The organism is Geomonas agri, from assembly GCF_020179605.1.
Taxonomy (GTDB): domain Bacteria; phylum Desulfobacterota; class Desulfuromonadia; order Geobacterales; family Geobacteraceae; genus Geomonas; species Geomonas agri.
This window is the reverse complement of the sequence record NZ_JAINZO010000002.1, coordinates 1,356,466-1,379,668: the sequence shown is the minus strand read 5'-3', so window position 1 is coordinate 1,379,668 and position 23,203 is coordinate 1,356,466. Positions and strand designations below refer to the sequence as shown.

At 62.6% G+C, this 23,203-nt stretch carries 22 protein-coding genes; 2 read left to right on the top strand and 20 right to left on the bottom strand.

Annotation, left to right across the window (positions count from 1 at the left end):
- Positions 1 to 161 precede the first annotated feature (161 nt).
- Positions 162 to 2,243: a methyl-accepting chemotaxis protein gene (locus tag K7R21_RS17380; RefSeq protein WP_224984534.1), complete on the bottom strand. Its 2,082-nt coding sequence runs from the start codon at positions 2,241 to 2,243 to the stop codon at positions 162 to 164.
- A gap of 210 nt (positions 2,244 to 2,453) precedes the next feature.
- On the opposite strand from K7R21_RS17380, the gene K7R21_RS17375 reads away from it, so the two are divergent.
- Positions 2,454 to 2,894: a PAS domain-containing protein gene (locus tag K7R21_RS17375; RefSeq protein WP_224984533.1), complete on the top strand. Its 441-nt coding sequence runs from the start codon at positions 2,454 to 2,456 to the stop codon at positions 2,892 to 2,894.
- A gap of 69 nt (positions 2,895 to 2,963) precedes the next feature.
- Here the strand turns inward: K7R21_RS17375 and bfr are convergent, their stop codons facing one another.
- From bfr to K7R21_RS17330, 9 genes are all read right to left on the bottom strand, one after another.
- Positions 2,964 to 3,431, bottom strand: a complete 468-nt coding sequence (gene bfr / locus K7R21_RS17370) for a bacterioferritin (RefSeq protein ID WP_224984532.1) — start codon at positions 3,429 to 3,431, stop codon at positions 2,964 to 2,966.
- Positions 3,432 to 3,797: 366 nt separating this feature from the next.
- Positions 3,798 to 5,078: a uracil-xanthine permease family protein gene (locus K7R21_RS17365; protein ID WP_224984531.1), complete on the bottom strand. Its 1,281-nt coding sequence runs from the start codon at positions 5,076 to 5,078 to the stop codon at positions 3,798 to 3,800.
- Between the two features lie 63 nt (positions 5,079 to 5,141).
- Positions 5,142 to 5,771, bottom strand: coding sequence for a uracil phosphoribosyltransferase (gene upp / locus K7R21_RS17360; RefSeq protein ID WP_224984530.1), 630 nt, complete (start codon positions 5,769 to 5,771; stop codon positions 5,142 to 5,144).
- A gap of 203 nt (positions 5,772 to 5,974) precedes the next feature.
- Complete coding sequence (locus tag K7R21_RS17355) at positions 5,975 to 6,694, bottom strand: rhomboid family intramembrane serine protease (RefSeq protein WP_224984919.1); 720 nt, start codon at positions 6,692 to 6,694, stop codon at positions 5,975 to 5,977.
- A gap of 203 nt (positions 6,695 to 6,897) precedes the next feature.
- Positions 6,898 to 8,217: a dihydrolipoamide acetyltransferase family protein gene (locus tag K7R21_RS17350; protein WP_224984529.1), complete on the bottom strand. Its 1,320-nt coding sequence runs from the start codon at positions 8,215 to 8,217 to the stop codon at positions 6,898 to 6,900.
- 18 nt (positions 8,218 to 8,235) lie between these two features.
- Positions 8,236 to 9,198 carry an alpha-ketoacid dehydrogenase subunit beta gene (locus K7R21_RS17345; protein ID WP_224984528.1) on the bottom strand — a complete coding sequence of 321 codons (963 nt, stop codon included), beginning with the start codon at positions 9,196 to 9,198 and terminating at the stop codon, positions 8,236 to 8,238.
- Positions 9,198 to 10,253: a pyruvate dehydrogenase (acetyl-transferring) E1 component subunit alpha gene (gene pdhA / locus K7R21_RS17340; RefSeq protein WP_224984527.1), complete on the bottom strand. Its 1,056-nt coding sequence runs from the start codon at positions 10,251 to 10,253 to the stop codon at positions 9,198 to 9,200. Before pdhA ends, K7R21_RS17345 begins: the two co-directional genes overlap by 1 nt.
- 82 nt (positions 10,254 to 10,335) lie before the next feature.
- Positions 10,336 to 11,004: a TVP38/TMEM64 family protein gene (locus K7R21_RS17335; protein ID WP_224984526.1), complete on the bottom strand. Its 669-nt coding sequence runs from the start codon at positions 11,002 to 11,004 to the stop codon at positions 10,336 to 10,338.
- Positions 11,005 to 11,064: 60 nt separating this feature from the next.
- Entirely contained in the window at positions 11,065 to 12,594 is a 1,530-nt protein-coding gene (locus K7R21_RS17330; RefSeq protein ID WP_224984525.1) for a mercuric reductase, read from the bottom strand.
- A 250-nt stretch (positions 12,595 to 12,844) separates the two neighbouring features.
- Between K7R21_RS17330 and K7R21_RS17325 the strand changes: the two genes are divergently transcribed.
- On the top strand, positions 12,845 to 15,415 hold the full coding sequence (locus K7R21_RS17325; RefSeq protein WP_224984524.1) for a sensor domain-containing protein: 2,571 nt from the start codon (positions 12,845 to 12,847) through the stop codon (positions 15,413 to 15,415).
- Between the two features lie 155 nt (positions 15,416 to 15,570).
- Here the strand turns inward: K7R21_RS17325 and K7R21_RS17320 are convergent, their stop codons facing one another.
- From K7R21_RS17320 to K7R21_RS17275, 10 genes are all read right to left on the bottom strand, one after another.
- Positions 15,571 to 16,443 (bottom strand): hypothetical protein, encoded by an 873-nt coding sequence (locus tag K7R21_RS17320; RefSeq protein ID WP_224984523.1) that lies wholly within the window; start codon positions 16,441 to 16,443, stop codon positions 15,571 to 15,573.
- Between the two features lie 72 nt (positions 16,444 to 16,515).
- Entirely contained in the window at positions 16,516 to 16,665 is a 150-nt protein-coding gene (locus K7R21_RS17315) for a lmo0937 family membrane protein (RefSeq protein WP_183345221.1), read from the bottom strand.
- 55 nt (positions 16,666 to 16,720) lie between these two features.
- The gene (locus tag K7R21_RS17310) at positions 16,721 to 16,912 is read right to left on the bottom strand and encodes a Thivi_2564 family membrane protein (protein WP_224984522.1); all 192 of its coding nucleotides are present in this window, start codon (positions 16,910 to 16,912) and stop codon (positions 16,721 to 16,723) included.
- Between the two features lie 154 nt (positions 16,913 to 17,066).
- The gene (locus K7R21_RS17305) at positions 17,067 to 17,246 is read right to left on the bottom strand and encodes a CsbD family protein (RefSeq protein ID WP_199387708.1); all 180 of its coding nucleotides are present in this window, start codon (positions 17,244 to 17,246) and stop codon (positions 17,067 to 17,069) included.
- A gap of 204 nt (positions 17,247 to 17,450) precedes the next feature.
- Complete coding sequence (locus tag K7R21_RS17300) at positions 17,451 to 17,741, bottom strand: hypothetical protein (protein ID WP_224984521.1); 291 nt, start codon at positions 17,739 to 17,741, stop codon at positions 17,451 to 17,453.
- A gap of 124 nt (positions 17,742 to 17,865) precedes the next feature.
- On the bottom strand, positions 17,866 to 18,516 hold the full coding sequence (locus tag K7R21_RS17295) for a response regulator transcription factor (protein WP_224984520.1): 651 nt from the start codon (positions 18,514 to 18,516) through the stop codon (positions 17,866 to 17,868).
- Between the two features lie 18 nt (positions 18,517 to 18,534).
- Entirely contained in the window at positions 18,535 to 20,442 is a 1,908-nt protein-coding gene (locus tag K7R21_RS17290; protein WP_224984519.1) for a sensor histidine kinase, read from the bottom strand.
- A 16-nt stretch (positions 20,443 to 20,458) separates the two neighbouring features.
- Entirely contained in the window at positions 20,459 to 21,406 is a 948-nt protein-coding gene (locus K7R21_RS17285; RefSeq protein WP_224984518.1) for an ABC transporter substrate-binding protein, read from the bottom strand.
- 348 nt (positions 21,407 to 21,754) lie between these two features.
- On the bottom strand, positions 21,755 to 22,645 hold the full coding sequence (locus tag K7R21_RS17280) for a M48 family metalloprotease (protein ID WP_224984517.1): 891 nt from the start codon (positions 22,643 to 22,645) through the stop codon (positions 21,755 to 21,757).
- A gap of 11 nt (positions 22,646 to 22,656) precedes the next feature.
- A complete protein-coding gene (locus K7R21_RS17275; RefSeq protein WP_224984516.1) occupies positions 22,657 to 23,166 on the bottom strand; it encodes an SH3 domain-containing protein in 510 nt (169 codons plus the stop codon).
- Positions 23,167 to 23,203: the final 37 nt, after the last annotated feature.

Below are 23,203 nucleotides of genomic sequence, written 5' to 3'. Positions count from 1 at the left end.
TCGATCTACGGCCTTGGCGGGCGCTGACGCAGCGACGGCTGCCGGCAGAGCGTCCTACACCAAAATAAAACAAAAAGGGATGGGGCCGTTGGGCAAGGTAGCGGACCGGTACGAGGCGGGGCCGCTTCAAAGCGGCCCCTTTCAGTGTTTGTTGGGCGAAGCTACTTGGCGAGGTATCCCAGCCGGACGGCGCCCCAGTGCCGGTTGTTGATCATGATTGGGGTGGAAATGTCGTTCATGATTTCACCGGTGTCCCTCATGTAGGTTTGCAGCAGGTACGGCTCCATATTCTGGGCCGCCTTGAGTCCGGTCTTGTCGTTGAAGATCCGCTTGGTCCTGTTGTTCACCTTGTCGGTCTCCGGGTCACCGGTCAGGGGCTTGGAGTAGCGCAGGTTATGGCAGGGGACGTAGCCGTGGTCGTCGACACAGATTGCGAAGAAGATGGTCCCCTTCCGCCCCAGCACCTCCTCCTGCACCGGCGAGACGTACTGGTCGAAGAAGCTGTCGAACGCGGTGTGGTACTTCTGCGGCGAGGTATCGGAAATGGGGCGGTAGTTGCGGTCGAAGAGGTCGGCCATGGTGATCTTGCCCGATGCCACCCCCTGCTCCAGGGTCGCGGTCAACTTGTCCCTCAGCTCGGTGGCAAGGGCCTTCATCTCGTCGTGCCGGTTGCCGACGCTGAATTTGCCTACAGTCGAGAAGATCTGCTCTGCTACCCGGGTCAGGTCGGTGAAAGCCCGGTCGCTTTCCTGCATGTCCTCATGTACCCCTGAGGCGGAACTGGAGACGTTGTGGATCTTTTCGGCGATCTCGTCGGTGGTGGCGCTCTGCTCCTCGGTGGCGGAGGCAATCTGGTTGATGAGCTGCGCCGTCTCGCCCGCCAGGCCCAGGATCCGCTCCAGGCATTCCCGGGCCGCCGCCGACTTCTCGACCCCGTCTTCCACGCGCCCCTGTTCCTCGGTGATGGAGCGGGCGGCCTCCCGGCTCTCGATCTGGATGTTGGTGATGATCTTGGCGATTTCTTTGGTCGAGGTTGCGGTCTTTTCGGAAAGCATCTTCACCTCGTCGGCGACCACGGCGAACCCCCGTCCGTGCTCGCCGGCACGCGCGGCCTCGATTGCGGCGTTGAGGGCGAGGAGCTTGGTCTGGTCCGCGATGTCCTCGATAAGGACGATGATGTCACCGATCTGCGCCGACGACGTCTCCAGCCGTTGCACGGTCCCCAGGGTCTGGGCCACGTTCTCCCTGATCATGGTGATGGAGTTGCAGGCGCTGTCCACGACACTCATGCCGCGGTTAGCAGCCTCGTCGACCTCCGAGGAGAATCCTGCTGCTTGGTGGGTATTACCGGCCACGACGTTCAGGGTCGCCGCCATCTCTTCCGCAGCCACGGCTACCGCCTCGGATCGCTGCTTCTGGTCGGCAGCAGAGGTCACGGTCTTGGCGGCGCGGCTGGAGACATGGCACAGCGAGATGGAGATACTCTCGGCGAGATCGTAGAGCACCGTTATGGTCTCGCGCAGCTTCTGGACCAGGTGGTTGATGTGGCGCGCCAGGTCGCCGATCTCGTCGCCGGAGCGCACCGGAATCTCCTTGGTAAGGTCCCCCTCCCCTTCCGCGATGTCCTTGAGCTTCTCGGAGAAGAAGAGGATCTCCTGCATCACCGACTTCCTGAAGAAGAAGTACATCCCTCCCATCATGCAGATAAAGAAGATGCACCCTGCACCAACCAGTATCGCGATCATCCTGACTGCGCTCTGGTAGCCGTCTTCCAGGGACGAGGTGAGCAGGACGGCGCCCAGGTACTTGTCGCCGGCATCGTGGCACTGCTGGCAGCGCTGCTCGTTCTTCATGGGGACCACGGCGCGCAGGGTATGGACGCCGTCGACCACCTCCCGCTTCTCTATGCGCTTGCCGGTGGCAAAACTTTCCGTCACGTCCTTGTTTACCGCTCCGGTGACCGGATCCTTGGCGTCCTTGCCGTAGATCTGCAGGTCGAAGCCGAACTTTTGTTCTTTCGCGGTCTTGGCGAGATTGAGCACCGACTTGGAATCGTCCTTCATCATGAACGACTTGATCTCGTCTATGATGACCGCCGACATGGTACGGCTGCTCTGCTCCTGCAGCTTCATGGTGGAACTGTACTGGAGCCAGATCGCCAGGCACCCCACGATGGCGATGCCCACCAAAAGGTTCACACCGATGATCGCGAGGATCTTGTGCATCAGCTTGTTCTTGAACATCACGCCTCCCTGATGGACCCCGGAGTCCTCTGTCATTGGTGTCAATATCGGCAACTGTTTACTGCATCTTTAGAAACGGCGTTTAAAATTATCTATATTTAATGGTTGCAGGGTGTCACGCCGGACGCGTAGTGCCTGCTTTTGATTTCAGTCAAAAGCCAGCACTGCCGGAGATGGTATCATTGAAACAAAACTGCACGGGAGGCCGCCATGAACGAGATAAACGAACAGGAACTGTACCGGCAACTGGTACAGAACTGCAACGACGCCATCATCTACTCTGACAGGGACGGGTTGATCAGACTGTGGAACAAGGGGGCGGAAGAGATGCTGGGGTTTAGTGCCGAGGAGGCGCTGGGGCAGTCGCTGGACATCTTCATCCCCGAGAACCAGCGCGCCCGGCACTGGGAGGGGTACTACCGCGTTATGGAGGCCGGCACCACGCGCTACGCCAAGGAACTCCTGGCGGCCCCCGCCCTCAAAAAGGACGGCACGCGCCTCTCGACCGAGTTCTCCATGACTATCATCAGGGACGCCGAGGGGAAGGTTGCCGGGACCGTGGCCGTAATGCGGGACGTGACCGCCCGCTGGCAGAAGGAAAAGACGCTGCGGGCGCGCCTGGCCGAACTGGAAAAGGCACAGGGCGCTTAGCGCCGGGGAAAAAGAGGGCGCCGGGATTATTCCCGGCGCCCTCCCTCCTCGTACCGCTGCAGGGCGACGTCACCCCACCTGGTCGACCAGGTAATTCTGCACACCCATCTGGGAGATCTGGTCCAGCTGGGCCTCGATGTCGTCGATGTGATCCTCCTCCTGCTTGAGGATCGATTCCAGCAGTTCCTTGGTCCCGTTGTCCCCCAGTTCCAAGGCCAGCTTGATGCTCTCGTTGTACCCCTTGATGGCGCTCTCCTCGAGAGCGTGGTCGAACTGGTGCATCTTCGGGATCTCACCGCCGATGTGAATCGGGTCCAGCCTGCTCACGATGGGCCTCCCTTCCAGGAAGAGGATCCGCTCGATCAGTTTCTCCGCGTGCGTCATCTCAGTGATGGCGCGCTCCCTGATCGCGGCGTACAGCCTCTTGTAGCCCCAGTTCTCGCACATCTCCGCATGCACCATGTACTGGTTGGTGGCGGTCAGCTCCTCAGCCAGGCGTACGTTCAACTGCTCGATCACCCTCTCGTTACCCTTCATGGACAACCTCCTTTGTGCGCCCGGCGGCAGCGGGCGCGGTTCGCTTCCGGCAACCGAAAGGGTGCGCCGGCTAAACCGTTTAATTTATTCTAATTTAAAACGAATAGATTATACCCGTGTCGGCGGGGTTGGCAATTCCGGGCTTCTCCTAACCAAAAGCAAATCTTGCTCCATCCATATATCCAAAGGTTGGTTTAAGAATTTAGGGGAGTGGTACCGCCAGCAGATACACGTGGCCCCCTGTCTCCCTTCGTAAAGGAGAGGACGCGAGGTGGCCAGTTCAAGCGATGGGCGCGTGTAAGACGCAAAAACGCCGCCCCACTGGCGCGGGGCGGCGTACGGTTTTGCAGCAGGTGTGGACAGAAGCTACGCCACGGTCTCCTCGGGTTCTTCCTCGACGGCGTCGCCACCCATCGGGGCGGCCTCACCTTTCGGGAGCAGGAGGTTCAAGAGGATGGCAGCGATGCCGCACAGGCTCACGCCGTGCAGGTGCTGGCCGGCCACGTTGATGCTGAGCCCGCCGATGCCGAAGACCAGCACCAGCGACACGATAATCAGGTTGCGCGGACGGTGCATGTCAACCTGGGCGTGGATCAGGGTGTTCAGGCCGACCGAGGCGATGGAACCGAACAGGAGCATCATGATGCCGCCCATGACCGGCACCGGGATGGACTGCAGAATGGCGTTGAACTTGCCAAAGAAGGCCATCACGATGGCGAAGCCGGCTGCCCAGGTCATGATGACCGGGTTGTAGCAGCGGGTGATCATGACAGCGCCGGTAACCTCGGCGTAGGTGGTGACCGGAGGGCCGCCGACCAGCGCAGCGGCGCAGACCGCGAGGCCGTCACCGAGCATGGTGCGGTGCAGGCCCGGCTTCACAGTGTAGTCCTTGCCAGTGACCGCGCCGATGGCGACCACGTCCCCGACATGCTCGATGGCGGGCGCCAGGGCGACCGGGACCATGAACAGCACCGCGGACCAGTTCCACTCCGGCGTCACGAACTTCGGCACTTCGAGCCACGGGGCGGCGGCGATCTTGGAGAAATCGACCAGGCCGAGGAAGATGGAGACTACGTACCCCACCGCGACGCCGGAGAGGACCGGCAGCAGCCTGAAGATGCCACGGGCGCGCACCGCCACGGTAGCGGTGGTGGCGAGCGAAATGCCCGCCACGAGGAGCGCGGTATTGTAGTCCACCAGGACGGCCTTGCCGTCGCCGGTCTTGCCCATGGCCATGTTGACCGCCACGTTGGCGAGGCCAAGGCCGATGATCATGATGATGGGGCCGACCACGACCGGTGGCATGATGCGGTGCACGAACTCGGCGCCGCGCAGGTAGATGGCGAGCGAGAAAGCAAGGTAGAGCCAGCCGGCGGCGAAGAGGCCGGCCATGGTCGAGGGAAGCCCCCAGGTCTGCACGCTGTAGATGATGGGCGCAATGAAGGCGAAGGAAGACCCCAGGAAAATGGGGACCTGGCGCTTGGTGCAGAGCTGGAAGATGATGGTGCCCACCCCCGCGCCGAGAAGAGCCATGCTCGGGTTCAGGCCGGTAAGGATCGGTACCAGCACCAGCGCGCCGAAGGCGACAAAAAGGATCTGCGCGCCGGACAGCGCCTGGCGCCAGACCGGATCTTTTACTTCAGACATGCAATTGACCTCGCTAGGAAGATGATACGGAGGGGACACCCCCGCTTAAGTGCAGCAGGGGTGTTACTTGGTGCCGAAGATCTTGTCGCCGGCGTCGCCCAGACCGGGCAGGATGTAGCCGTGCTCGTTGAGCCGGTCGTCGATGGCGGCCACGTAGACGTCAATGTCGGGATAGGCCGAGGTGATTTTCTGCAGCCCCTCCGGTGCCGCCACCAGGCAGAGCACCCGGATCTGGCGGCAGCCGCTTTTCCTGAGCATCTCGATAGTGGCAGCCATGGAGCCGCCGGTGGCGAGCATGGGATCGATGATCAGCGCCAGGCGCTCGTCCAGTTTCCCCACGAAACGCTCGAAGTAGGTGTGCGCCTCCAGGGTCTCCTCGTTGCGGGCCAGGCCCACCACGCTCACCTTGGCGTTGGGAATCATGTCCAGGACGCCGTCGAGCATGCCGATGCCGGCGCGCAGGATGGGCACCACGGTCACCTTTTTCCCCTTGATCTGCTGGATCTCGATAGTGCTGCCGTCCCAGCCGGTGATGGCACGGGGCTCCAGCGGGAAATCGCGGGTGGCCTCGTAGGCGAGCAGGCAGGCGATCTCTGCGGTGAGTTCCCGGAACTTTTTCGTACTGATACCGGACTCGCGCATCAGGCCAATCTTGTGCTTCACCAGGGGGTGGTTTACTTCGTGGACGCTCATCTGCCTCTCCCGTCGAAAATTTTGGCCATACCATACCGGATTTTACGTCTGCAAACAAGCAGTTACGCATTAGACGGAGCCAATCGGCGGGAGGTGGTTTGGTATGGTCAGACCACCGGCGCGCGAGCTGCTGAAGACGGGGTGGTTATCTGGGACGGGCGAAAAAGTACCGTAGCGGCAAGGGGTTGGCGGGGGGGATCGGGTCAGAAATGGCGATAGGAGAGGACGATCACGCCCCTCCAGACGCCGAAGGCGAGGACGGCAACGGTGAGCAAAAGACAGATGAGAGCTGCCACGCGGTGCAGCGAAGTCTCGGGGCGCCGCTCCCGGTAGCCCAGCAGCTTCGCCACGATGACTCCACCGACGATGCCGCCGCCATGTCCCCAGTTGTTGATGCCGGGCATGATCAGGCCGAAGACAACCAGGCTGATCAGCCACCCGCTCACCTCCCGCGAGACCGCCTGACCGTAGTTGCCGCCACGGCTCTTGCCGAAATAAAACAGGGCGCCGATCAGGCCGCAGACCGCCGCGGAGGCGCCGATGGTGAAGGGAACGCCGGCAACCACGGAGAGAAGGTACCCCGCAACGCCGCTTGCCGTGTAGATGACGAACATGCGGCTCGCGCCGAACTCGGCGCAGACCCATGGCCCGATCTGGCGCAGAGCCATCATGTTGAACAGGATGTGCATGGCGCCGCCGTGCAGGTAATTCGCGGAGATGAGCGTCCAGAGGCCGTAGCGGAAAACGGGGTAGGTCCCGGTGGCTCCCAGCAGCGCAAGGCTGTTGTCATCCGGGGACAAAAAGCCGAAGATCCCACCGCCGAACGTGCTCCTGCTGGAGATCAGCAGCGACAGGATGTAATAGAGCACGTTGGCGACGATGATGCCATTGACAACGAGGTCGCCCCCCCGATCGCTACGCATCACTTCGATAACTCTGCCGCCAGAGCGGGGCAGCGCGGCGCCGCACCAAAGGCAGGAGGAATATCTCGAGTCGGTGGCGCGTCCACATTGGGGACAGGTGATGGAGGGGTGAGCCATTCAGGATACCTCTGAGAAAGATTGCGCGCCCCACTCTACCATTTTCATTGCAGAAAACAACAAAAGAGGTTGCAGGCGCGGCCCTTTTAGCCGCAGTCGAGGAACAACAGGGCGGGGTCTTCCAGGTAACGCAGCACCTTGCCCAGGAAACGGGCGGCATCGGCGCCGTCGGTGGCACGGTGGTCGAAGGTCAGGGACAGGGGCAGGATCTTCCTGATGGCGATCTGGCCGCGGTGCACCCAGGGGCGCTCGACTATACGCCCGAATCCCATGATGGCGACGTCGGGCCAGTTGATGATGGGGGTGGCGAAAGTACCGCCGAAGTGGCCGTAATTGGTGATGGTGAAACTGCTGCCGCGCAATTCTTCCAGCGCGATGCTCCGCTCGCGGGCCTTGCGCCCCAGCTCCTGGATCGCCTGCGCCAGCTCGATGATGCTCTTCTTGTCCACATCGCGGATCACCGGGACCATGAGCCCCTCGGGCGTATCCACCGCGATGCCGAAATGGTAGTGACTCTTGAGCACCAGTTCCTGCGCCTCGTCGTCGATGGAGGCATTCAACAGCGGGTGCTCCTTCAGCGCGTGCTGCACGGCTTTCATGAAGAACGGGAGGAAGGTGAGATGGGTGCCACGGGATTCCACCTCCCCCTGTTCCCGGATGCGCATCTCGAAGATATCAGTGATATCAACCTCTTCCATACTGGTCACGAAGGCGGTGGTTCTCTGGGAGGCGGTCACGTTGCGGGCGATGGCGCGGCGCAGGCCACGCAGCGGCACCCGCTCTTCCGCCCCGGAGCCACCCACCACCCTGCCGGTTGGAGGAAGCTGGCGCTCCAGGTCCTCGGGCCTGATGCAGCCACGCGGGCCGCTCCCCTCGATGTTTCTCAGGTCGATGCCCCGCTCCCGTGCCAGTTTACGAACCATCGGCGTCGCCAGCCCTTCGAAGCCGGCGGAGCCCGCCGCGGACCCAGCCTTCACGGCGGGGACGGCTCCGACACCACCGCCCACTACGGCACCCGCCTCTTCCTCCGCTTCCGGGAGGGACCCCACAATCCCCACCGACGCCGGCCGTGGTGCCTGGCCCTGCACCGAAGACGTGGAGGGAGCCGGGGATGGGGACTCCGACTGCACCTTTGCCTGGGACGGCGCCTGCGACGCCGGTTCGGCCTCACGCTCCGTCAGGGTCAGCAGGACCTCGCCCACCTTGACTGCTTCCCCCTCCTTGTGGCGCAGCCCGGCCACCACCCCCGACCGGGGCGAGGGGACCTCGACCACAGCCTTGTCCGTCTCCACCTCCAGTAGCGGCTGGTGTTCGCGAACCACGTCCCCCTCGGCAACCAGCCAGCGGCGCAGCTCCACCTCGGCGATCCCTTCGCCCAGATCCGGAAGTTTGAAGTCGAAAGGCATGGGTGTGGTTCTCCTTTTTCAGTACTGCAACACCTCGTCGAGGGCGAACCTGATCTGTTGCGCATCAGGCAGGTAGTAGTCGATCAGCTTGGCCAGGGGGACCGGCACGTCCGGCGCGGTGACCCGGAGGATGGGAGCGCGCAGGTGCAGGATTGCCGCCTCGGCGACGGTGGCCGCGATCTCGGCGCCGAAGCCGCAGGTCTTGGCCGCCTCGTGCACGATCACCAGCCGCCCGGTCTTTTGCACCGAGCTGATGATCGCCTCGCTGTCGAACGGGTTCAAGGTCAGGAGATCCAGCACCTCGGCGTCGTACCCTTCCACCGCTTTCAGCACCCGCTCTAGCATGCTGCCCCAGGCCACCACGGTCACCGAGTTCCCCGGTCGCGCCACCCGGGCCTTGCCGAGTTCCACCAGGTACTCCCCTTCCGGCACCTCCTCGCGCAGCAGGCGGTACAGCCGGGTCGGCTCCAGAAACAGCACCGGGTCGGGATCGCGCAGCGCCGCCAAGAGAAGCCCCTTGGCCACGTAGGGCCCGGACGGCACCACCACCTTCAGGCCGGGTACCTGGCAAAAGAGCGCCTCGGTGCTCTCCTCGTGCAGTTCCGGCGCTTTGATGCCACCGCCGTAGGGGGTACGAACCACCATCGGGCAGCTATAGCGGCCGCGGGAGCGGGAACGCAGCCGCGCTGCATGGGCGAAGAGCTGCTCAAAGGCGGAATAGGTGAAGCCCAGAAACTGTATTTCCGGCACCGGCCGCAGACCGTAGGCCGCCATGCCGATGGCCGCCCCCATGATGCCGGATTCGCACAGCGGGGTATCCAGGACGCGCTCCCTGCCGAAGCGTTCCAGGAGCCCCTCGGTCACCCGGAACACGCCGCCGTCGCGCCCCACATCCTCACCAAGCAGGAGCACCCGGTCGTCGCGAGCCATCTCCTGGGACAGAGCCTGGTTGATCGCCTGTACCATGTTGAGCTGGGCCATCAGCGCACCTTCCTTTGGCCGGCCTGGCGCGGCGTGGGCGTGGCGAGGACCTCGTCGAAGATTTCCGCCGCGGCCGGCGGGGCCGAGGCCTCCATCTCCGCGACTCCGGCGTCGACGATGGCGGCGGCCTGCGCCGCGGCCTCTTCACGTTTTTGCGGGCTCCAGAGCCCGCGCCCCTCCAGGAAGCGCTCCAGGCGCAGGATGGGATCGCGCGCCGCCCAGAATGAGACCTCTTCTCCGGAGCGGTAGCGCCCGGCGTCGTCGGCGGTGGTATGGTCGGCCATGCGGTAGGTGAGACATTCGATGAAGGTGGGGCCGGCACCGCTTCGAGCCTTTTCAACTGCTTGGCGGGTGGCCCGGTACACGGCGAAGACGTCGTTGCCATCCACCTGCACACCTTCGAACCCGTAGGCGATCGCCTTCTGAGCAAGGGTTGCGGAAGCGGTCTGCCCCTTGAGCGGGATGGAGATGGCCCACTGGTTGTTCTGGCAGATGAATACCAGGGGGAGGCTGAAAACCCCGGCGAGGTTCATGGCCTCGTGGAAGTCGCCCTTAGAGGTAGCGCCATCGCCGAAGTAGGTGACCACGGCCACCGGGTCGCGCCGGTAGCGCGCAGCAAGGGCCGCCCCCGCCGCGTGCGGAATCTGGCTCCCTACGGCGACGCAGAAGGGGAAGATGTTCAATCCCGACGGCACCTTCTGGGCCCGCTCGTCACCGCCCCAGTACTGCAAAAGTTGCGGGATCGGGTAGCCCAGCGTGAGATGCGCCCCCATCTCCCGGAAGGAAGGGAAAAGCCAGTCCTTTTGGTTCAGCGCGAAGGCGCTGCCGACCTGGGCAGCCTCCTGTCCCCGGATCGGGGGATAGGTGCCGATGCGTCCCTCGCGCTGCAGGGCGACGGCGCGCTCGTCGAAGATGCGCGCCAGCAGCATCAACTCGTACAGGCGCCAGATTTCGGCATCGGAGAGATCCGGCAACAACTCCAGATCCGCCTCCCCCTTCTCGTTCAGGACTTCCAGTCGTTTGGTTTGAAAATTGGCAAGTAACACTTCCGGCATGGCACACTCACTTATTAAAATGGGGGCTCCAGCGATTAGGAGAGTGTAAACGGACACTTGCGGGATGTCAAAAACGTTTCTATTACCGTTTCAGCCTTCCGTAAAGAACCGGTGCCAGCGCGAACAGCCCCAGCAGGGCAAAGGAGCCCAAAACCCGCGCCGAGGCGACGTCGGCAAGTGAGTTGATGGCGGCGAGACTCGCCCCGGCGTTAACGAAGACGAAGCCCCCGGGGATGATGCCAACCAGCGTCCCCAGGACGAAGACGCGCAGCGGCAGCCGGGTGAGACCGGCGGCGAGGTTGATCAGGAAGAAGGGAAAGAGTGGCACCAGCCTCAGGAACAACAGGTAGTTCCACCCTCGCTGCTCCAGTTCGCGGTTGAGCCCCTCCAGGCGGGTGCCGAAACGGCCGGCAACCAGATCCCTGAGCAGGTAGCGGGTGACCAGGAAGGCGAGCGTGGCACCAATGGTGGCGGCGCAGACGGCGTAGACGGTACCCGCCAGCACGCCGAAGACGGCGCCCGCGGCGAGGGAGAGGACAGCGGCACCGGGGAGGGAAAGCGCGGTCTGCAGGATGTAGATCACCATGAACAGGGCGACTGTGGTTCCCTGGTGCGCAGCGTAGTAGTCGGCAAGAAGCTGCCGGTTCGCCTTCAGCGCCTCCAGGGTGAGAAAACGCTGCAGGTCGAAAAGGAAGAACAGCGCCACCGCAGCGGCGACGACGAGGAGTATCAAGATCTTCTTCAGGTTCATGGACGGTCGGCTCCTGCAACTGTGGGGTATGCAGGTTTTAGCATATCGGTGCGCCGGGCGTTACCATTTTCTTTGCAAGGAGAGCCAGGCAGCCAGGAGCCTGCGCACCAGGGGGGTGAGGCGGCGGCGCTGATAGGCATCGGCGAGTTTGCGCCACGACTCGGACTGGGTGGGATAGGGGTGGATGGTGTTGCCTATGGCGATGAGGCCGAGCCCGGAGCCCATCGCCAGGGTGACCTCGCTGATCATCTCCCCCGCGTGACGCGCCACGATGGTCGCGCCCAGGATGGTGTCGCTTCCCCGCTTCAGGTGCACCCGGGCGAATCCTTCCTCCTCGCCGTCCAACACGGCGCGGTCTACCTCGGTGAAGGGAACGGTCAGGGTGTCTACCTCGATGCCGCGCGCCGCGGCCTCCGCCGGGTACATGCCGACGTGGGCCACCTCGGGATCGGTGTAGGTGCACCAGGGGATGGTGAGCGATGAATTCTTGCGTCTTCCCTTGAAGAGCGCGTTGGCGATCAGGATCCTGGCCTGGGCGTCGGCGGTGTGGGTGAAGCGCAGGCGCGAGCAGATGTCGCCGGCCGCGTAGACGCGCGGGTTGGAGGTCTGCAAGGTGTCGCTCACGGTGACGCCGTTGCCGTCGTAAGCGATCCCCGCCTGGTCGAAGCCCAGCCCCTCCACGTTGGGGGCGCGACCGGCGCCGACCAGGATGCCGGCGACCTCCACCTCGAATAACGTCCCTTCCCGCTGCAACCGCAGCACCTTACTGCCGCCGCGCCGCTCGACGGCGACCACCTCGGTGCCCAGGTGTACCGCTATCTCCTCGCGGCGGAACGCCTCCAACAGCACCGTTGCCGCATCGGGGTCGTCGCGCCCCAAAAGCTGCCCCCCCGGTTCGACCAGGGTCACCTGTGCGCCGAATCGGGCGAAGGCCTGGGCAAGTTCGCAGCCGATGGGGCCGCCGCCGATCACGGCCAGCGTCGCGGGGAGCTCGGTGAGCGAGAAGACGGTCTCGTTGGTGAGGTAACCCGCCTCCACCAGCCCGGGGATGGCGGGGACGGCAGCGCGGGCCCCGGTGCAGAGGGCGGCGCGGGCGAACTTCAGTTGCGCCCCCGCCACCTCGACGCTGTCCGCACCGGTAAAGCGCGCCGCGCCTAAGAAGACGTCGACGCCCAGTTCGTCCCGGAAGCGCCGCGCTGCGTCGTGCCGGCTGATACCCGCCCGCAGGCGCCGCAGCCGCTCCATGGCGGTGCCGAAATCTGCGCCCACCCCTTCGCCCCCAACCACGCCGAAGCCACCGCCGGAGCGGGCATCGAACACGGCGCGGGCCGCCCTCAGCAGCGCCTTGGAGGGAACGCAACCAACATTCAGGCAGTCGCCGCCCAAAAAGCCGCGTTCGACGAGGGCAACCCGCGCTCCCAGTCCGGCGGCACCCGCGGCGCAAACCAGGCCGGCCGTGCCGGCCCCCAGGACGACAAGGTTGTAGCGCTCAGCGGGGGCAGGATTCTGCCACCCCTCGGGACGCACGTTGGCCGCCAGCAGTCGGTTTTCCACGCTATCCGGTACAGATTCCAGGTCGTTGGTGGTCATGACGGTTCCGCCTCAGGCTGCCGCACGCGGCAACATGCTGAAATATCGTCCATTGCTGGGGTTAAATGAACCCATCTTTCGATAATTCCCTGGTGCACTTTTGCTCCTTTTCCCTTATCATTTTTATCATAATAACGACAGGGGCGCCGGACCAATTAGGAGGGTACCCCCTCCCCTGCAGGCAACCCCTTGGTATCACAGTATCGAAACTAGCCGCAGACCTCATTTGGCCGACAACACGGAGGAGCCCATGAGCGGAGCAGGTGGAACGAAGAGCATCATCGGGATTCGTTCCGAAAAGAACAGCTCGAAAAAGAGCGCCAAGGCCACGTACCTTTCCCGCAACGAACTCGCTGCGGAATTAAAGTTGTATGCCGACCGATATGAGCATGCACCAGTGGCCCACATCACCTTGGACCGTTCCGGAGTGATCCGCGCCATCAACCTGACCGGAGCGAAAATGCTCGGGGTTGAGCGGGACTCCCTGGTCGGGCGCCCCTTTGCCGAACTCTTCAGCGAAACCTCCCGCCCTCCTTTGGCCGAGTTTTTCGAGCGGCTGCTTGCCTCCAACGAGAGCAGCTCCTGCAACGCCCTCCTCTCCGACGCCGGCAATGCGTTGCAGCAACTGCGCATAGAAGCCATCCCCTGCCGGGACGGTTCCGAGATCCAGCTCGCCCTGATCGGGATCACCGAAAGCGAAAAGGCAGCCAAGGCGCTGCAGATCTCCGAGGCCCGCTACCGCGGCCTGTTCGAAGCCGCCAAGGACGGCATCATGATCGTGGATGCCGGCACCGGCGAGATCTACGACGTGAACCCTTTCCTGATGGAGATGCTCGGCTACCAGCGGGACGAGATGGTAGGGATGCTGCTTTGGGAAGTCCCGCCGCTCACCCCCCTCGCCGCGAGCGAAACCGAATTCGCCGTCCTCCAGCATCGGGACTACCTGCACAACGACGATCTGCGCCTTGTCACGCGCGACGGCCGCAGTGTGACCGTCGAGGTCGTCGTCACCGGGTACCGCATCGACCGCAGCAAGGTGCTTCAGTTCAACATCCGGGACATCACCGTCCGCAAGAACGCCGAAGAAGCGCTTTTGAAAAGCGAAGAGCAGTGCCGCACCATCGTCAGCAACATCAACGAGTACGTGTACAGCGTCCGCTTCGAAGACGGCGACATCAAGTCCATCTACCACAGCCCCAAGTGCCTCGACATCACCGGATACAGTCCCGAGGATTACTACCGTGACCCGCTCCTGTGGTTCACCATGATCCACGAGGAGGACCGCAACCAGGTGGTCCAGTTCCTGAACAGCATCTTCGCCGGCGAGGACCAGGACCCGATCCGGCACCGGATCGTGCACAAGGACGGGTCGATACGCTGGATCCTGAACAACTGTGCCGTGCAGCGCACCCGCAAGGCGAACCGGGTCACCATCTCCCGCTTGGACGGCTTCATCCTGGACATCACCGACATCAAGCGCGCCGAAGAGAACATCTTCTTCCTCGCCCACCACGACCCGCTCACCAAGCTTCCCAACCGCAGCACCCTCTACGCCAGGATTGAGGACGTCCTCAAGGTGGCCCAGAAAACGCACACCAGCGTCGCCCTGCTGTTCCTCGACATCGACGGCTTTAAGCAGATCAACGACTCCATGGGGCATGACGTGGGGGATCGGCTGCTACAGTCGGTGGCCCGCAAACTTGGCGATTGCACCCGATCCTGCGACGCGGTAGCCCGACTGGGTGGAGATGAGTTCGTAGTGGTACTCTGGGACTGCGGCGTCAGCGAAACGACCGTGGTGGCCGAAAAGATCATCCACGCCGGGTTCCCACTGCAGGGGACCAACATCATCGTGACCCCCAGCATCGGCATCAGCATCTATCCCGAGGACGGCAGGGACTACCTCTCACTTTTGAAGCACGCCGACATCGCCATGTACCATGCCAAGAAAGGAGGGGGGAACAACTTCCAGTTCTTCACCCACAAGCTCAACGAGATGGCCAACCAGCGCTTTGCCCTGGAATCCGAGTTGCGGCACGCCCTGGAACGCGACGAGTTTGTGCTGCACTACCAGCCCAAGGTGGACTTGGCCACCGGCCACTTCAGCAGCATGGAGGCACTGATTCGCTGGCAGCATCCGGTACACGGCCTGATGATGCCCGAGCATTTCATCCAGACCGCCGAGGACAGCGGCCTGCTGCACCAGATCAGCAAGTGGATCATCCCCACCGTCTGCCGCCAGATTCGTCAGTGGCATCAGCAGGGGCTGGGGCAGGTATCGGCGGCGGTCAACCTTTCGGCGAGTTTTTTCCAGCACAGAGACTTCGAGGAGACCATCGAGGCGTCCCTGTTGGAAACCGGCATCCCTCCGGAATCGCTGGAACTGGAACTCACCGAAGCGACCATCATGAGCGATCCACAGCGGGTGCTGGGGAGCATGGCAGCCATGAAGGCGCTCGGTCTTCAGCTTTCCATCGACGATTTCGGCACCGGCTATTCCAGTCTCAGCTACCTGAAGAAGCTGCCGGTGGACAAACTGAAAATCGACCAGTCCTTCATTCGCAACATCGCCCGCGACAACGACAACGCCGCCGTGGTGCGGGCGGTGATCAGCATCGGGCGCAGCATGCAGCTCAAGGTGATCGCGGAGGGTGTGGAAAACGCTTCCCAGTTGGCGTGGCTGCAGGCCGAGGGGAGCGAGGAGGCGCAAGGGTATTACTTCAGCCGGCCGGTGCCGGTACAGAAGATGACCGCGCTGCTCAGGGAAAAGGCGAATTTCCTGCATAACCCGCGCGGTCGGGTACAGGCCAGGCAGTTTTAAAAGGTACTGCTGGCGGGAGGGGATGAGGACTATCGAGGGCAGCAAATACAAAAATAAGAGGCCGGCACGCTGGGAATCGCTTCCCGATGCGCCGGCCTCGTCCTGTTTCAAGCTCCTGTCTGTAACCGGTGCGGTACGCGACGCACCGTCACCCGTCAATCCTCGTCGGCATCGTCGTCATTCCACCCGTGGCCCTCGCCGTCAGAGTCGTCGTCATCCATCTCTTGCTGTTCCATTGGCCCGAACCCGCGCATCATTTCGCGGTGGTTACGCTCCATCTCGTCGGTCATCTCGGCCCGCTGGCGCACCATCCTGGCCACGATCTCCGAGACCAGGTCCAGCTTTTTCTCGCGCGGTGCCTGCTCCATCTCGCGCACCAGCGCCGCGAGTTCGGCATCCTGCCCCTTCATCTTTTGCAGCATGCGTTCCATTATCATGACGTGCCCGCCGGGGCCGCCACGCCAGCCCATCCCGCCCCCCTGCCCAGGGCCACCGCGCCAGCCCATTCCGGCACCTTTGCCGGTGGCGCAGCCCGGGGACCCGCAACCGGCGAGCATCGGTTCGGCATGCCGCTTCACCTGATCCGAATCGATGCGGTCCTGCTGAACCAACTGCTCCAGGTCCCTCAGGTGGATCTTCACCTGCACCAGGTGCTCGTCCATCATGCGTTGCCGGTCGGGCGGCACCTCGCCCGCTAAGGACGCGCGGTACTTCTCCATCTCGTCGACGCTGCGCCTCATCTCGGCCACCGCCACCCGCGCCAGCTGCGGTGACACCGTGGCACCGTCCTGCGCCGCGGCGTAAAGGAGGCGACCGAAGTTGGCAACGTTTCTGTGGTAGGCCATCATCAGCTGCTGCTGGGGGGAGCGCATCATCTGTCGCCCCATCGGCCTTTTCATGATGTACCCGGGGGAACCGGGCACGGCGTCGGCCATCTGGGGCATTCCGGCAAGGGTGCTATCGGTCGGACCGGCCGCAAAGGCCGGCAAGGCGAAAAGGACTGCTAACACTGTCCACACTGTTTTCACTGGCGATCCCCCTTGGCTTTAGTCTGAGCTGGGGCTCGCCGCCCCGGCTCTCTCTGTCTGCAGCACCACTCGCTAAAGTGGCCTGCGTCCCTGTATCAGGTTCAGTATAACGATGATGATGGCAATAACCAGCAGCAGGTGGATGAAGCCGCCCAACGTATAGCTGGTCACGAGCCCCAGCAACCACAGTACCAGAAGAATCACTACGATGGTCCAAAGCATCACTGCCTCCTTTGGGAGCCTTCCCATTGCCTGCCGGAGCTCCCCCTCGTCTGTTTCACTTGCCCACTCTGAGCTTGGTCAGGTTGTGCATGAGTCCGAAGACGTTCAAAAGCCAGAGCACAACCACGATGACCACCACGGCGTTGAGTATGGATTTTATCGATCCAGCCATGGGGATGTAGGTGTTCACCAGCCACAGCAATACGCCGACCACGATGAGAACCAGTATCACGTGTACCAAAGGCATGAAGCACCTCCTCTTGGAGCGGCTGTGCTGCAGTTCGAAGTAGCGCCGCGATCACCAGCAGAGCGACCGCAGCCACCACCGGGCATCCGGGAAAGTCCCGCGAAGGCACCCCTTCGCAGCGTTGTCTCCACCCGGTGGCAGGCCAGGTGCGGCGCTATTTCTCCAGTTTTTTCTCCGCCTTACCGACGTTTTTCTCGACCTTGCCGGTAATTTTCTCCCCCCTGCCCTGTTGCTCCATGGAAACGTTACGGGTGGTCTTTCCAGCCGATTCTTTAACCTGTCCTTTCAACTCATGCATTTTCCCTTTAGCTTGGTCTTTCGTGCTCGGTTTCATGATGTACCTCCTGAGCGATGCTCTTGTGCGGCAGGGTGCAGGTTGCATGGTGACTGCGGTCGCTCTGCTGGCGATCGACACGACGGCTGACAGGATACTATCTAAAATATTAGATTTTATTAATTTACAACTGGACAAGTTTATAGTGCGCCGCTTTTGTGTCAAGCGAAGATAGGGGTAAGCGCGGGACGACTGAGGAGGGGTTTACTTCTTGGGCTTAGGTGGACGGACCAGAAACTTGGCGTGGTCGGGGTGCCGGCACAGGTACTGGTGACCGAACGACATGGCGTAGGGGCAGGAACGTTTCCTGGGCAGGCAGATGGAAAACGCGGAAACCAGCGGATGGGTGCGGCAGGTATCGTCGACGGGCTCACCCGCCGCGACGTCGCCGGACGCCGCAACCTTCTCCGCCGTATTTTCGGCGAAATCGCGGAGTTCGCTCGGTTCAGTCTTGGCGGAATCCGGGGTCTGGTCCAGGTCGACTTTCGTGGACATCTCCTGCTCCTGGCGGGTTTAGATGGAAAACCAAGGCCAGTATGCGGTGAAGTGCCCAGCAAATAAATAGGTGAATCGGCAGGCTGCTCTGCGGCATATCACATGCCGCCAGGGCAGACCGGCATCATTTCAAAGAGGTCAACCCCTGGCGCACGGCGTACTTGGTCAGCTCGGCGATGCTGAACAGGTCCAGCTTCTTCATGATGCTGTGGCGCTGGTTTTCTACCGTCTTGACACTCACGCCGAAGGCAAAGGCTATCTCCTTGGCATTGGAGCCGTTGGCAATGAGCTGCAGGATCTCACGTTCCCTCGTGGAGAGGTTTTCGTAGGTGGCCGGGACGTCCTCGGGAATGCGCTGCAGGTATTCCTTGATGAGCAGGGTGGTGACCCGGGAGGGGAGGTAGGTTTCGCCGGCGGCAACGGCACGGATGGCGGTGGCGAGTTCGGAAAAGGCGGCGTCCTTGAGCACGTAGCCGTTGGCTCCCGCCTTCAGGACCTCTACCACGAAACGGCGGTCCGATTCCATGGAGAGGGCCAGCACCTTTACATCGGGGAAGGCGGCCGTGATGCTGCGGGTGGCGTCGATACCGTTGGTGTCGGGCATGGAGATATCCATCACAATGATGTCCGGGCACTCCTCGCGGGTGAGCTTGATGGCCTCCGCACCGGTGCCGGCCTCTGCGCTGACCATCATGTCGTCTTCCTTGTCGATCAGCGCGCGCAGCCCCTGGCGTACGATAGCGTGGTCATCAGCGATCAAAATCTTCATCTTCATCTTTCCCCCTTTATGGCCCTAGGACTGCAGTGGCACCTTGATGGCAGCCACGGTCCCGCCCGCTTCCTTGCTGGTGATGGTAAAGCTCCCGCCCAGATGCTGTATCTTCTGCCTGACATTGGCCAGGCCAAAGCCGCCGCTTCGCGTCTCAGCCGACTCCTGTTCTACCCCGTAACCGACACCGTCGTCTTCAACTGTGACAACCAATGACTCGCCGCACCGCGACAACGCGACGCGGCAGTGCAGCGTGCCGGCATGCTTGACCACGTTCAACATCAGCTCGCGGACGGCCTGGAAGACAGTGGAGCGGATCTCGTAGGGTAACGTCTTCTCCTTGCCGTCGTCGGCGAATTCAGCCTGCAGGCCGAAGTCAGCACTGAGCTCCTCTCCGAGCCAGCGCAGTGCCGCCTCCAGGCCCGCGCTGGCCAGAAGCGGCGGGCGCAACTGGAAGGTGAGCGACCGGATGTCCTGTATGGTCTGCTGGACCAGGGTTCCTACCGCTTCGGCCTCGCTCTCGCAGTCGCCACCGGGGACGTTGCTGGCCAGGGCGTCCAGCTTGATCTTGGCCAGGATGAGCCGCTGCCCCACCTGGTCGTGCAGCTCGCTGGCGATCCGGTCCCGCTCCCGCTCCTCCGCCATGGCAAGATCGAGCGCCATGTCCTGCAGCTTCTGCTGCTGCCCCAGGAGCTCGACCTCCACCTTCTTGCGGATCTCGATCTCCTGGGTCAGGTGCTCGTTGATGAGCTGCAGCTTGGCCGTCCTCTGCAGCACCTCCTCCTCGAGGTGCTGGCGCACGCCGGCGAGCATCTTCTCCGCCAGCTTGCGTTCGGTGATGTCCAGCACCACCCCCATGAGACCGGTAACGTCCCCTCCCTCAGACATGAGGGGCTGGTAATTGGCCAGCCAATAGCGCGCCCCCGGATCCGACGGGTCCGCCCCCCCATGTATTTCGACGTTGAGGACACACTCCCCCCGTTCAAGGACCGGGCGCCAAACTTCCTTCAGTTGTGCCACCAAGCCCGGGGCCAGAACCTCGTCGACGGTGCGTCCGACGTGTTGGCAAATGCTTTTGCCGTTGAGCGCCGCCAAGTGTTCGTTGATACGCAAAAACCGGAGGTCACGGTCCAGCGCGAAGAGCCCCACAGGGGTATGGGTGTAGATGTTGGCCAGTTCCTGCAACTGCATGCGGTAGCGCTTTTCGCTGTCGTGCAGTGCTTGGGTATAGTCCCGGATCTTGTGGGTCACGCTGTTGAAGACCCGCGCCAGTTCCGCCAGTTCGTCGTTCCCTTCAACCTCGATACTGCGGTTCAGGTCGCCGGCAGCAATGAGGTCGGCGTCCCGCTTTATGGTAGCCATGCGCCGGCGCAGCACTCCGGTCAGGAATGCGGAATTGAGGATGGTAACCAGCGCCATCAGGATGACCAGCAGCAGGGTGAGATGGATCATCCGCTCACCGGCGCGCTCGAAACGATCCCGGGCCAGTTTCTGCAGGTTCACCGCCTCGCGCTGCAGGGCCGAGTCACGAAGCATGATCTGGCTGTAGAGCCGGGTGGCAAACTCGTCGTGATGAGCGACCGCTGGGTCGTCTACCGGGACCCGCTGCATCTGTTCCACCAGGCGCTTCGATATTTGCACAGATTCAGCCAGGTAGAGCCGACTCCGTACCAGGATCCGCCGGGCGGAAGGGTCATCAACCTGCGGCAGTCCCTGCATCAGCATATGCGTGGCCGCATCGTTGAGTGCGAACCACTGTTCCCTGGCCCGTTCCAGCCCAAAGAGAAAATACTCGTCGCGCGTGGTGACCCGATGGAACACGGTGGACTGGATCTGGTCCGCCACGACGTGGTTGCGCTCGGCTACGGCCAACTCGCGGGAGGACCAGGCCAAAAGTGCCGTCACGATCACCAGCAAGGTGAAAGAAAGCAACGAGATTATCCTGAGTCTACGGGCGAAGGTCACTTTTCAGCACCTGCTGTTCGACCGCCTCGGGCTTCACCGACAACAGCGGACGAGGGTCGATGTACTCCAAGTAGTTGGGCATGCCCGCCTCGCGCACCAAGTGCAGCTTACCGGCCCAGCGCGTCTCGTCCTCCAGCGCTATCAACAGCGCGTGGTCAAGGGTCACCTTGCGCGCGCTCTCGCCCCAGGACTCCGCCAGTACCTCCAGGGGAAGCTTGGAGGCGGTTGCCACGATGGCCTGGGCCTCCCTGGTGTGGGCGGAGGCAAATTCCTCGGCGTGTACCAGGGCACGTAACAGCCGTCTGGCCGTCTCCTGGTGGTCTGCCACGTACGTAGTCTTGCCGGCAATGACAAAGGTCTCGGTATAGATGTAGGGGTCCTCGAAGACAACCCCTCTACCGGCAAGGCTCCTGGCGATGATCATTTCGTTGGGGCTCCAGGTGGAGACCGCGTCGACCCCGCCGGAGAGGAGGGCGCCCTGCATCAGTTCCGGCGGCAGAGGAACCGGGACCACATCGTCGATGCTCATGCCGTGGGCGATAAGGAAGGACGAAAGAAACATCTGGGTGGTGGTTCCCGGCGTGAACCCGACGCGCCGTCCCTTCAAATCGCCCGGGCGGACGACGCCGCTGTTGCGGTCGGCAATGATGGCATGATTGTTGTTCGAGGTGAAGATACTTGCCAACAGCGAAAGCCGCTGACCTTGCAGGGCGGCGAAGGTGACCGGTGCCTGGGCGACGGTGGCCAAGTCCGCCTTCCCTTCCAGCACCGCCTGCAAGGCTTCTTTGCCATAGCCGCAAGCATGGGCCTCGACGTTCAGCCCCTCGTCCCGCAGAAAACCGCGGGCGACGGCGATGTGAACCAGGGCGCAGTCATGCTGGGTGGAATAGGCTAGACGCAGCGGCAGGGGCGGCCCCGTCTGGTGCTGCACGGGCCTTTGGCAACCTGACAGGCACAGGCACAGTATCAGTATCAGCGCGGCTCTCAGCATCCACTCCTTTAGGTCCGGCACAGCTTCTGCGGGGTCTATCTATGGTACCACATGCTGTCAGCGGTCATTACCAGCGAGACTCCCAAGCTTTGTCCCACAAAGTTGTGAGCAAATATATGACAAGTAGCTAACAAAGTGCAATTAATTTTACCACAGGCTAGGCAATTGTACCCAGATCTCGGAAAGAAGAAAGTGCACAAAAAGAAAGGGCAGGCTGTTTTGAGCCTGCCCTTGCCATGGTGATGACAGTTATCGTCGCCGCGATCGGTGACTATGACTGTTTTCCAGTCACTTGGATGCTTTGCCGCTTTTCGCGGGTTTCACGTACTTGGCGAAACGGGCGGGAAGCTTCGCCGAGCCTGCCGAGGGGTACTTGGCGAGCTGGGCCGAGAGCTTGGCGATGCGCTGGTCCAGCGGCGGATGGGTCGAGAACCAGGAGCCGTCCTTGGCTGAGGTCGCCTCCTGTTTCTTGAGCTTTTGCAGCACGCTTACCATGGCGCCGGGGTCGTAACCGGTGCGGTAGGTGGTCTCCAGCGCGGCCTGGTCGGCCTCGTACTCCATCCCTTGGTCGAGCCCCTTGTCGAACAGGGTGTTCTGCAGGTCGCCGACCATGGATTCGAACTGCTGCCCCTTGCTCCCCTTCATGGTGGCGGCGGTGATGGCGCTGGCTCCTTGCAGGAACTGGGCGCGCCGGATGCTTTTCAGCGCATGTTTCCCAGCGACGTGACCCACCTCGTGGGCCAGCACCGCGGCGAGCTCGGCCTCGTTGTCCAGCACGTTGAGGAGGCCGCGGCTAATGAAGACGATGCCACCGGGAGCAGCGAAGGCGTTCTGCACCGGGCTGTCCAGCACCACGAAGCGGTAGGGAATGGTGGAGCGCTGGCTGTTCCTCGCCACTGCGTTCCCCACCAGGTTCACGTACTTCTGTAACGCCTCATTCTGCACCGGCTTGCCGAAGCGCTGCATGCTGTCCAAGGCGAGGCTTTCGCCCACGGTGCACTCGGTCTGGTAGGTCATCTCCTGCGACGAGGAGAGCACCTGGGTCGCGCCGGAGAGGATTTTCCCTTCCTTGGAATCAGGCTTCATGAGGTTGTTGATGGTATCCTGCCATCCAGCGTGGGCCTGTGCCGCGACCAGGCAGGAGAGCGCGATGAGCGGTAATAGACGTACTACTTTCATATCTCCCTCCTTTACTGGGCGTACTCGCCGATTTTACCTTCCTTGAGGAAGGCCTTGACCTCGTTGTTGGAAACCTTGCGCGCCAGGATCTTGTCCAGCTCCTTCTTCAGGGCCTCCGGGGTGCCGTGCTGCTTGGCGTAGGCGGCGGTCTCCGGGGAGAGGCCGCGCACGCTGCGGGCGCTGTCGGCCTTGGCGGTGTTGATCTGGCTCTTCTGCATGCTGTCCCCGAGCAGGCCGTCCCCGCCACCCACCTCGGCGACCGGCGGGGTGTCTGAAACGCGCCCCGCGTAGACCCACCCCTCCTTGCCATCGCCGGTCTGTACCTTGAGCCAGCGTCCCTCCCCTTCCACGAGAGTCAGTTCCGCGCCCACCGGCAGGTCGGCCACGTTCGCTGCACTCACCGATTGTTCCTTCTTGAGGGTGGTGCCCTCGCTCACCACCCAGCGCTTCTCGGCCCCCAGCACCTGGCCTGCGCACAGGGCCAGAAGCAGCAGCGCGCCGCCTAAAGCTCGCTTGTTCATGGTTTCACCTCCGTGATCGGCCGGAGTGGATCCGGCC

What these genes read in the sequence shown, in the direction of transcription:
- K7R21_RS17380 (WP_224984534.1), bottom strand. Translation starts at nt 2,243, where the DNA reads ATGTTCAAGAACAAGCTGATGCACAAGATCCTCGCGATCATCGGTGTG.
- K7R21_RS17375 (WP_224984533.1), top strand. Translation starts at nt 2,454, where the DNA reads ATGAACGAGATAAACGAACAGGAACTGTACCGGCAACTGGTACAGAAC.
- bfr (WP_224984532.1), bottom strand. Translation starts at nt 3,431, where the DNA reads ATGAAGGGTAACGAGAGGGTGATCGAGCAGTTGAACGTACGCCTGGCT.
- K7R21_RS17365 (WP_224984531.1), bottom strand. Translation starts at nt 5,078, where the DNA reads ATGTCTGAAGTAAAAGATCCGGTCTGGCGCCAGGCGCTGTCCGGCGCG.
- upp (WP_224984530.1), bottom strand. Translation starts at nt 5,771, where the DNA reads ATGAGCGTCCACGAAGTAAACCACCCCCTGGTGAAGCACAAGATTGGC.
- K7R21_RS17355 (WP_224984919.1), bottom strand. Translation starts at nt 6,694, where the DNA reads ATGCGTAGCGATCGGGGGGGCGACCTCGTTGTCAATGGCATCATCGTC.
- K7R21_RS17350 (WP_224984529.1), bottom strand. Translation starts at nt 8,217, where the DNA reads ATGCCTTTCGACTTCAAACTTCCGGATCTGGGCGAAGGGATCGCCGAG.
- K7R21_RS17345 (WP_224984528.1), bottom strand. Translation starts at nt 9,198, where the DNA reads ATGGCCCAGCTCAACATGGTACAGGCGATCAACCAGGCTCTGTCCCAG.
- pdhA (WP_224984527.1), bottom strand. Translation starts at nt 10,253, where the DNA reads ATGCCGGAAGTGTTACTTGCCAATTTTCAAACCAAACGACTGGAAGTC.
- K7R21_RS17335 (WP_224984526.1), bottom strand. Translation starts at nt 11,004, where the DNA reads ATGAACCTGAAGAAGATCTTGATACTCCTCGTCGTCGCCGCTGCGGTG.
- K7R21_RS17330 (WP_224984525.1), bottom strand. Translation starts at nt 12,594, where the DNA reads ATGACCACCAACGACCTGGAATCTGTACCGGATAGCGTGGAAAACCGA.
- K7R21_RS17325 (WP_224984524.1), top strand. Translation starts at nt 12,845, where the DNA reads ATGAGCGGAGCAGGTGGAACGAAGAGCATCATCGGGATTCGTTCCGAA.
- K7R21_RS17315 (WP_183345221.1), bottom strand. Translation starts at nt 16,665, where the DNA reads ATGCTTTGGACCATCGTAGTGATTCTTCTGGTACTGTGGTTGCTGGGG.
- K7R21_RS17310 (WP_224984522.1), bottom strand. Translation starts at nt 16,912, where the DNA reads ATGCCTTTGGTACACGTGATACTGGTTCTCATCGTGGTCGGCGTATTG.
- K7R21_RS17305 (WP_199387708.1), bottom strand. Translation starts at nt 17,246, where the DNA reads ATGAAACCGAGCACGAAAGACCAAGCTAAAGGGAAAATGCATGAGTTG.
- K7R21_RS17300 (WP_224984521.1), bottom strand. Translation starts at nt 17,741, where the DNA reads ATGTCCACGAAAGTCGACCTGGACCAGACCCCGGATTCCGCCAAGACT.
- K7R21_RS17295 (WP_224984520.1), bottom strand. Translation starts at nt 18,516, where the DNA reads ATGAAGATGAAGATTTTGATCGCTGATGACCACGCTATCGTACGCCAG.
- K7R21_RS17280 (WP_224984517.1), bottom strand. Translation starts at nt 22,645, where the DNA reads ATGAAAGTAGTACGTCTATTACCGCTCATCGCGCTCTCCTGCCTGGTC.
- K7R21_RS17275 (WP_224984516.1), bottom strand. Translation starts at nt 23,166, where the DNA reads ATGAACAAGCGAGCTTTAGGCGGCGCGCTGCTGCTTCTGGCCCTGTGC.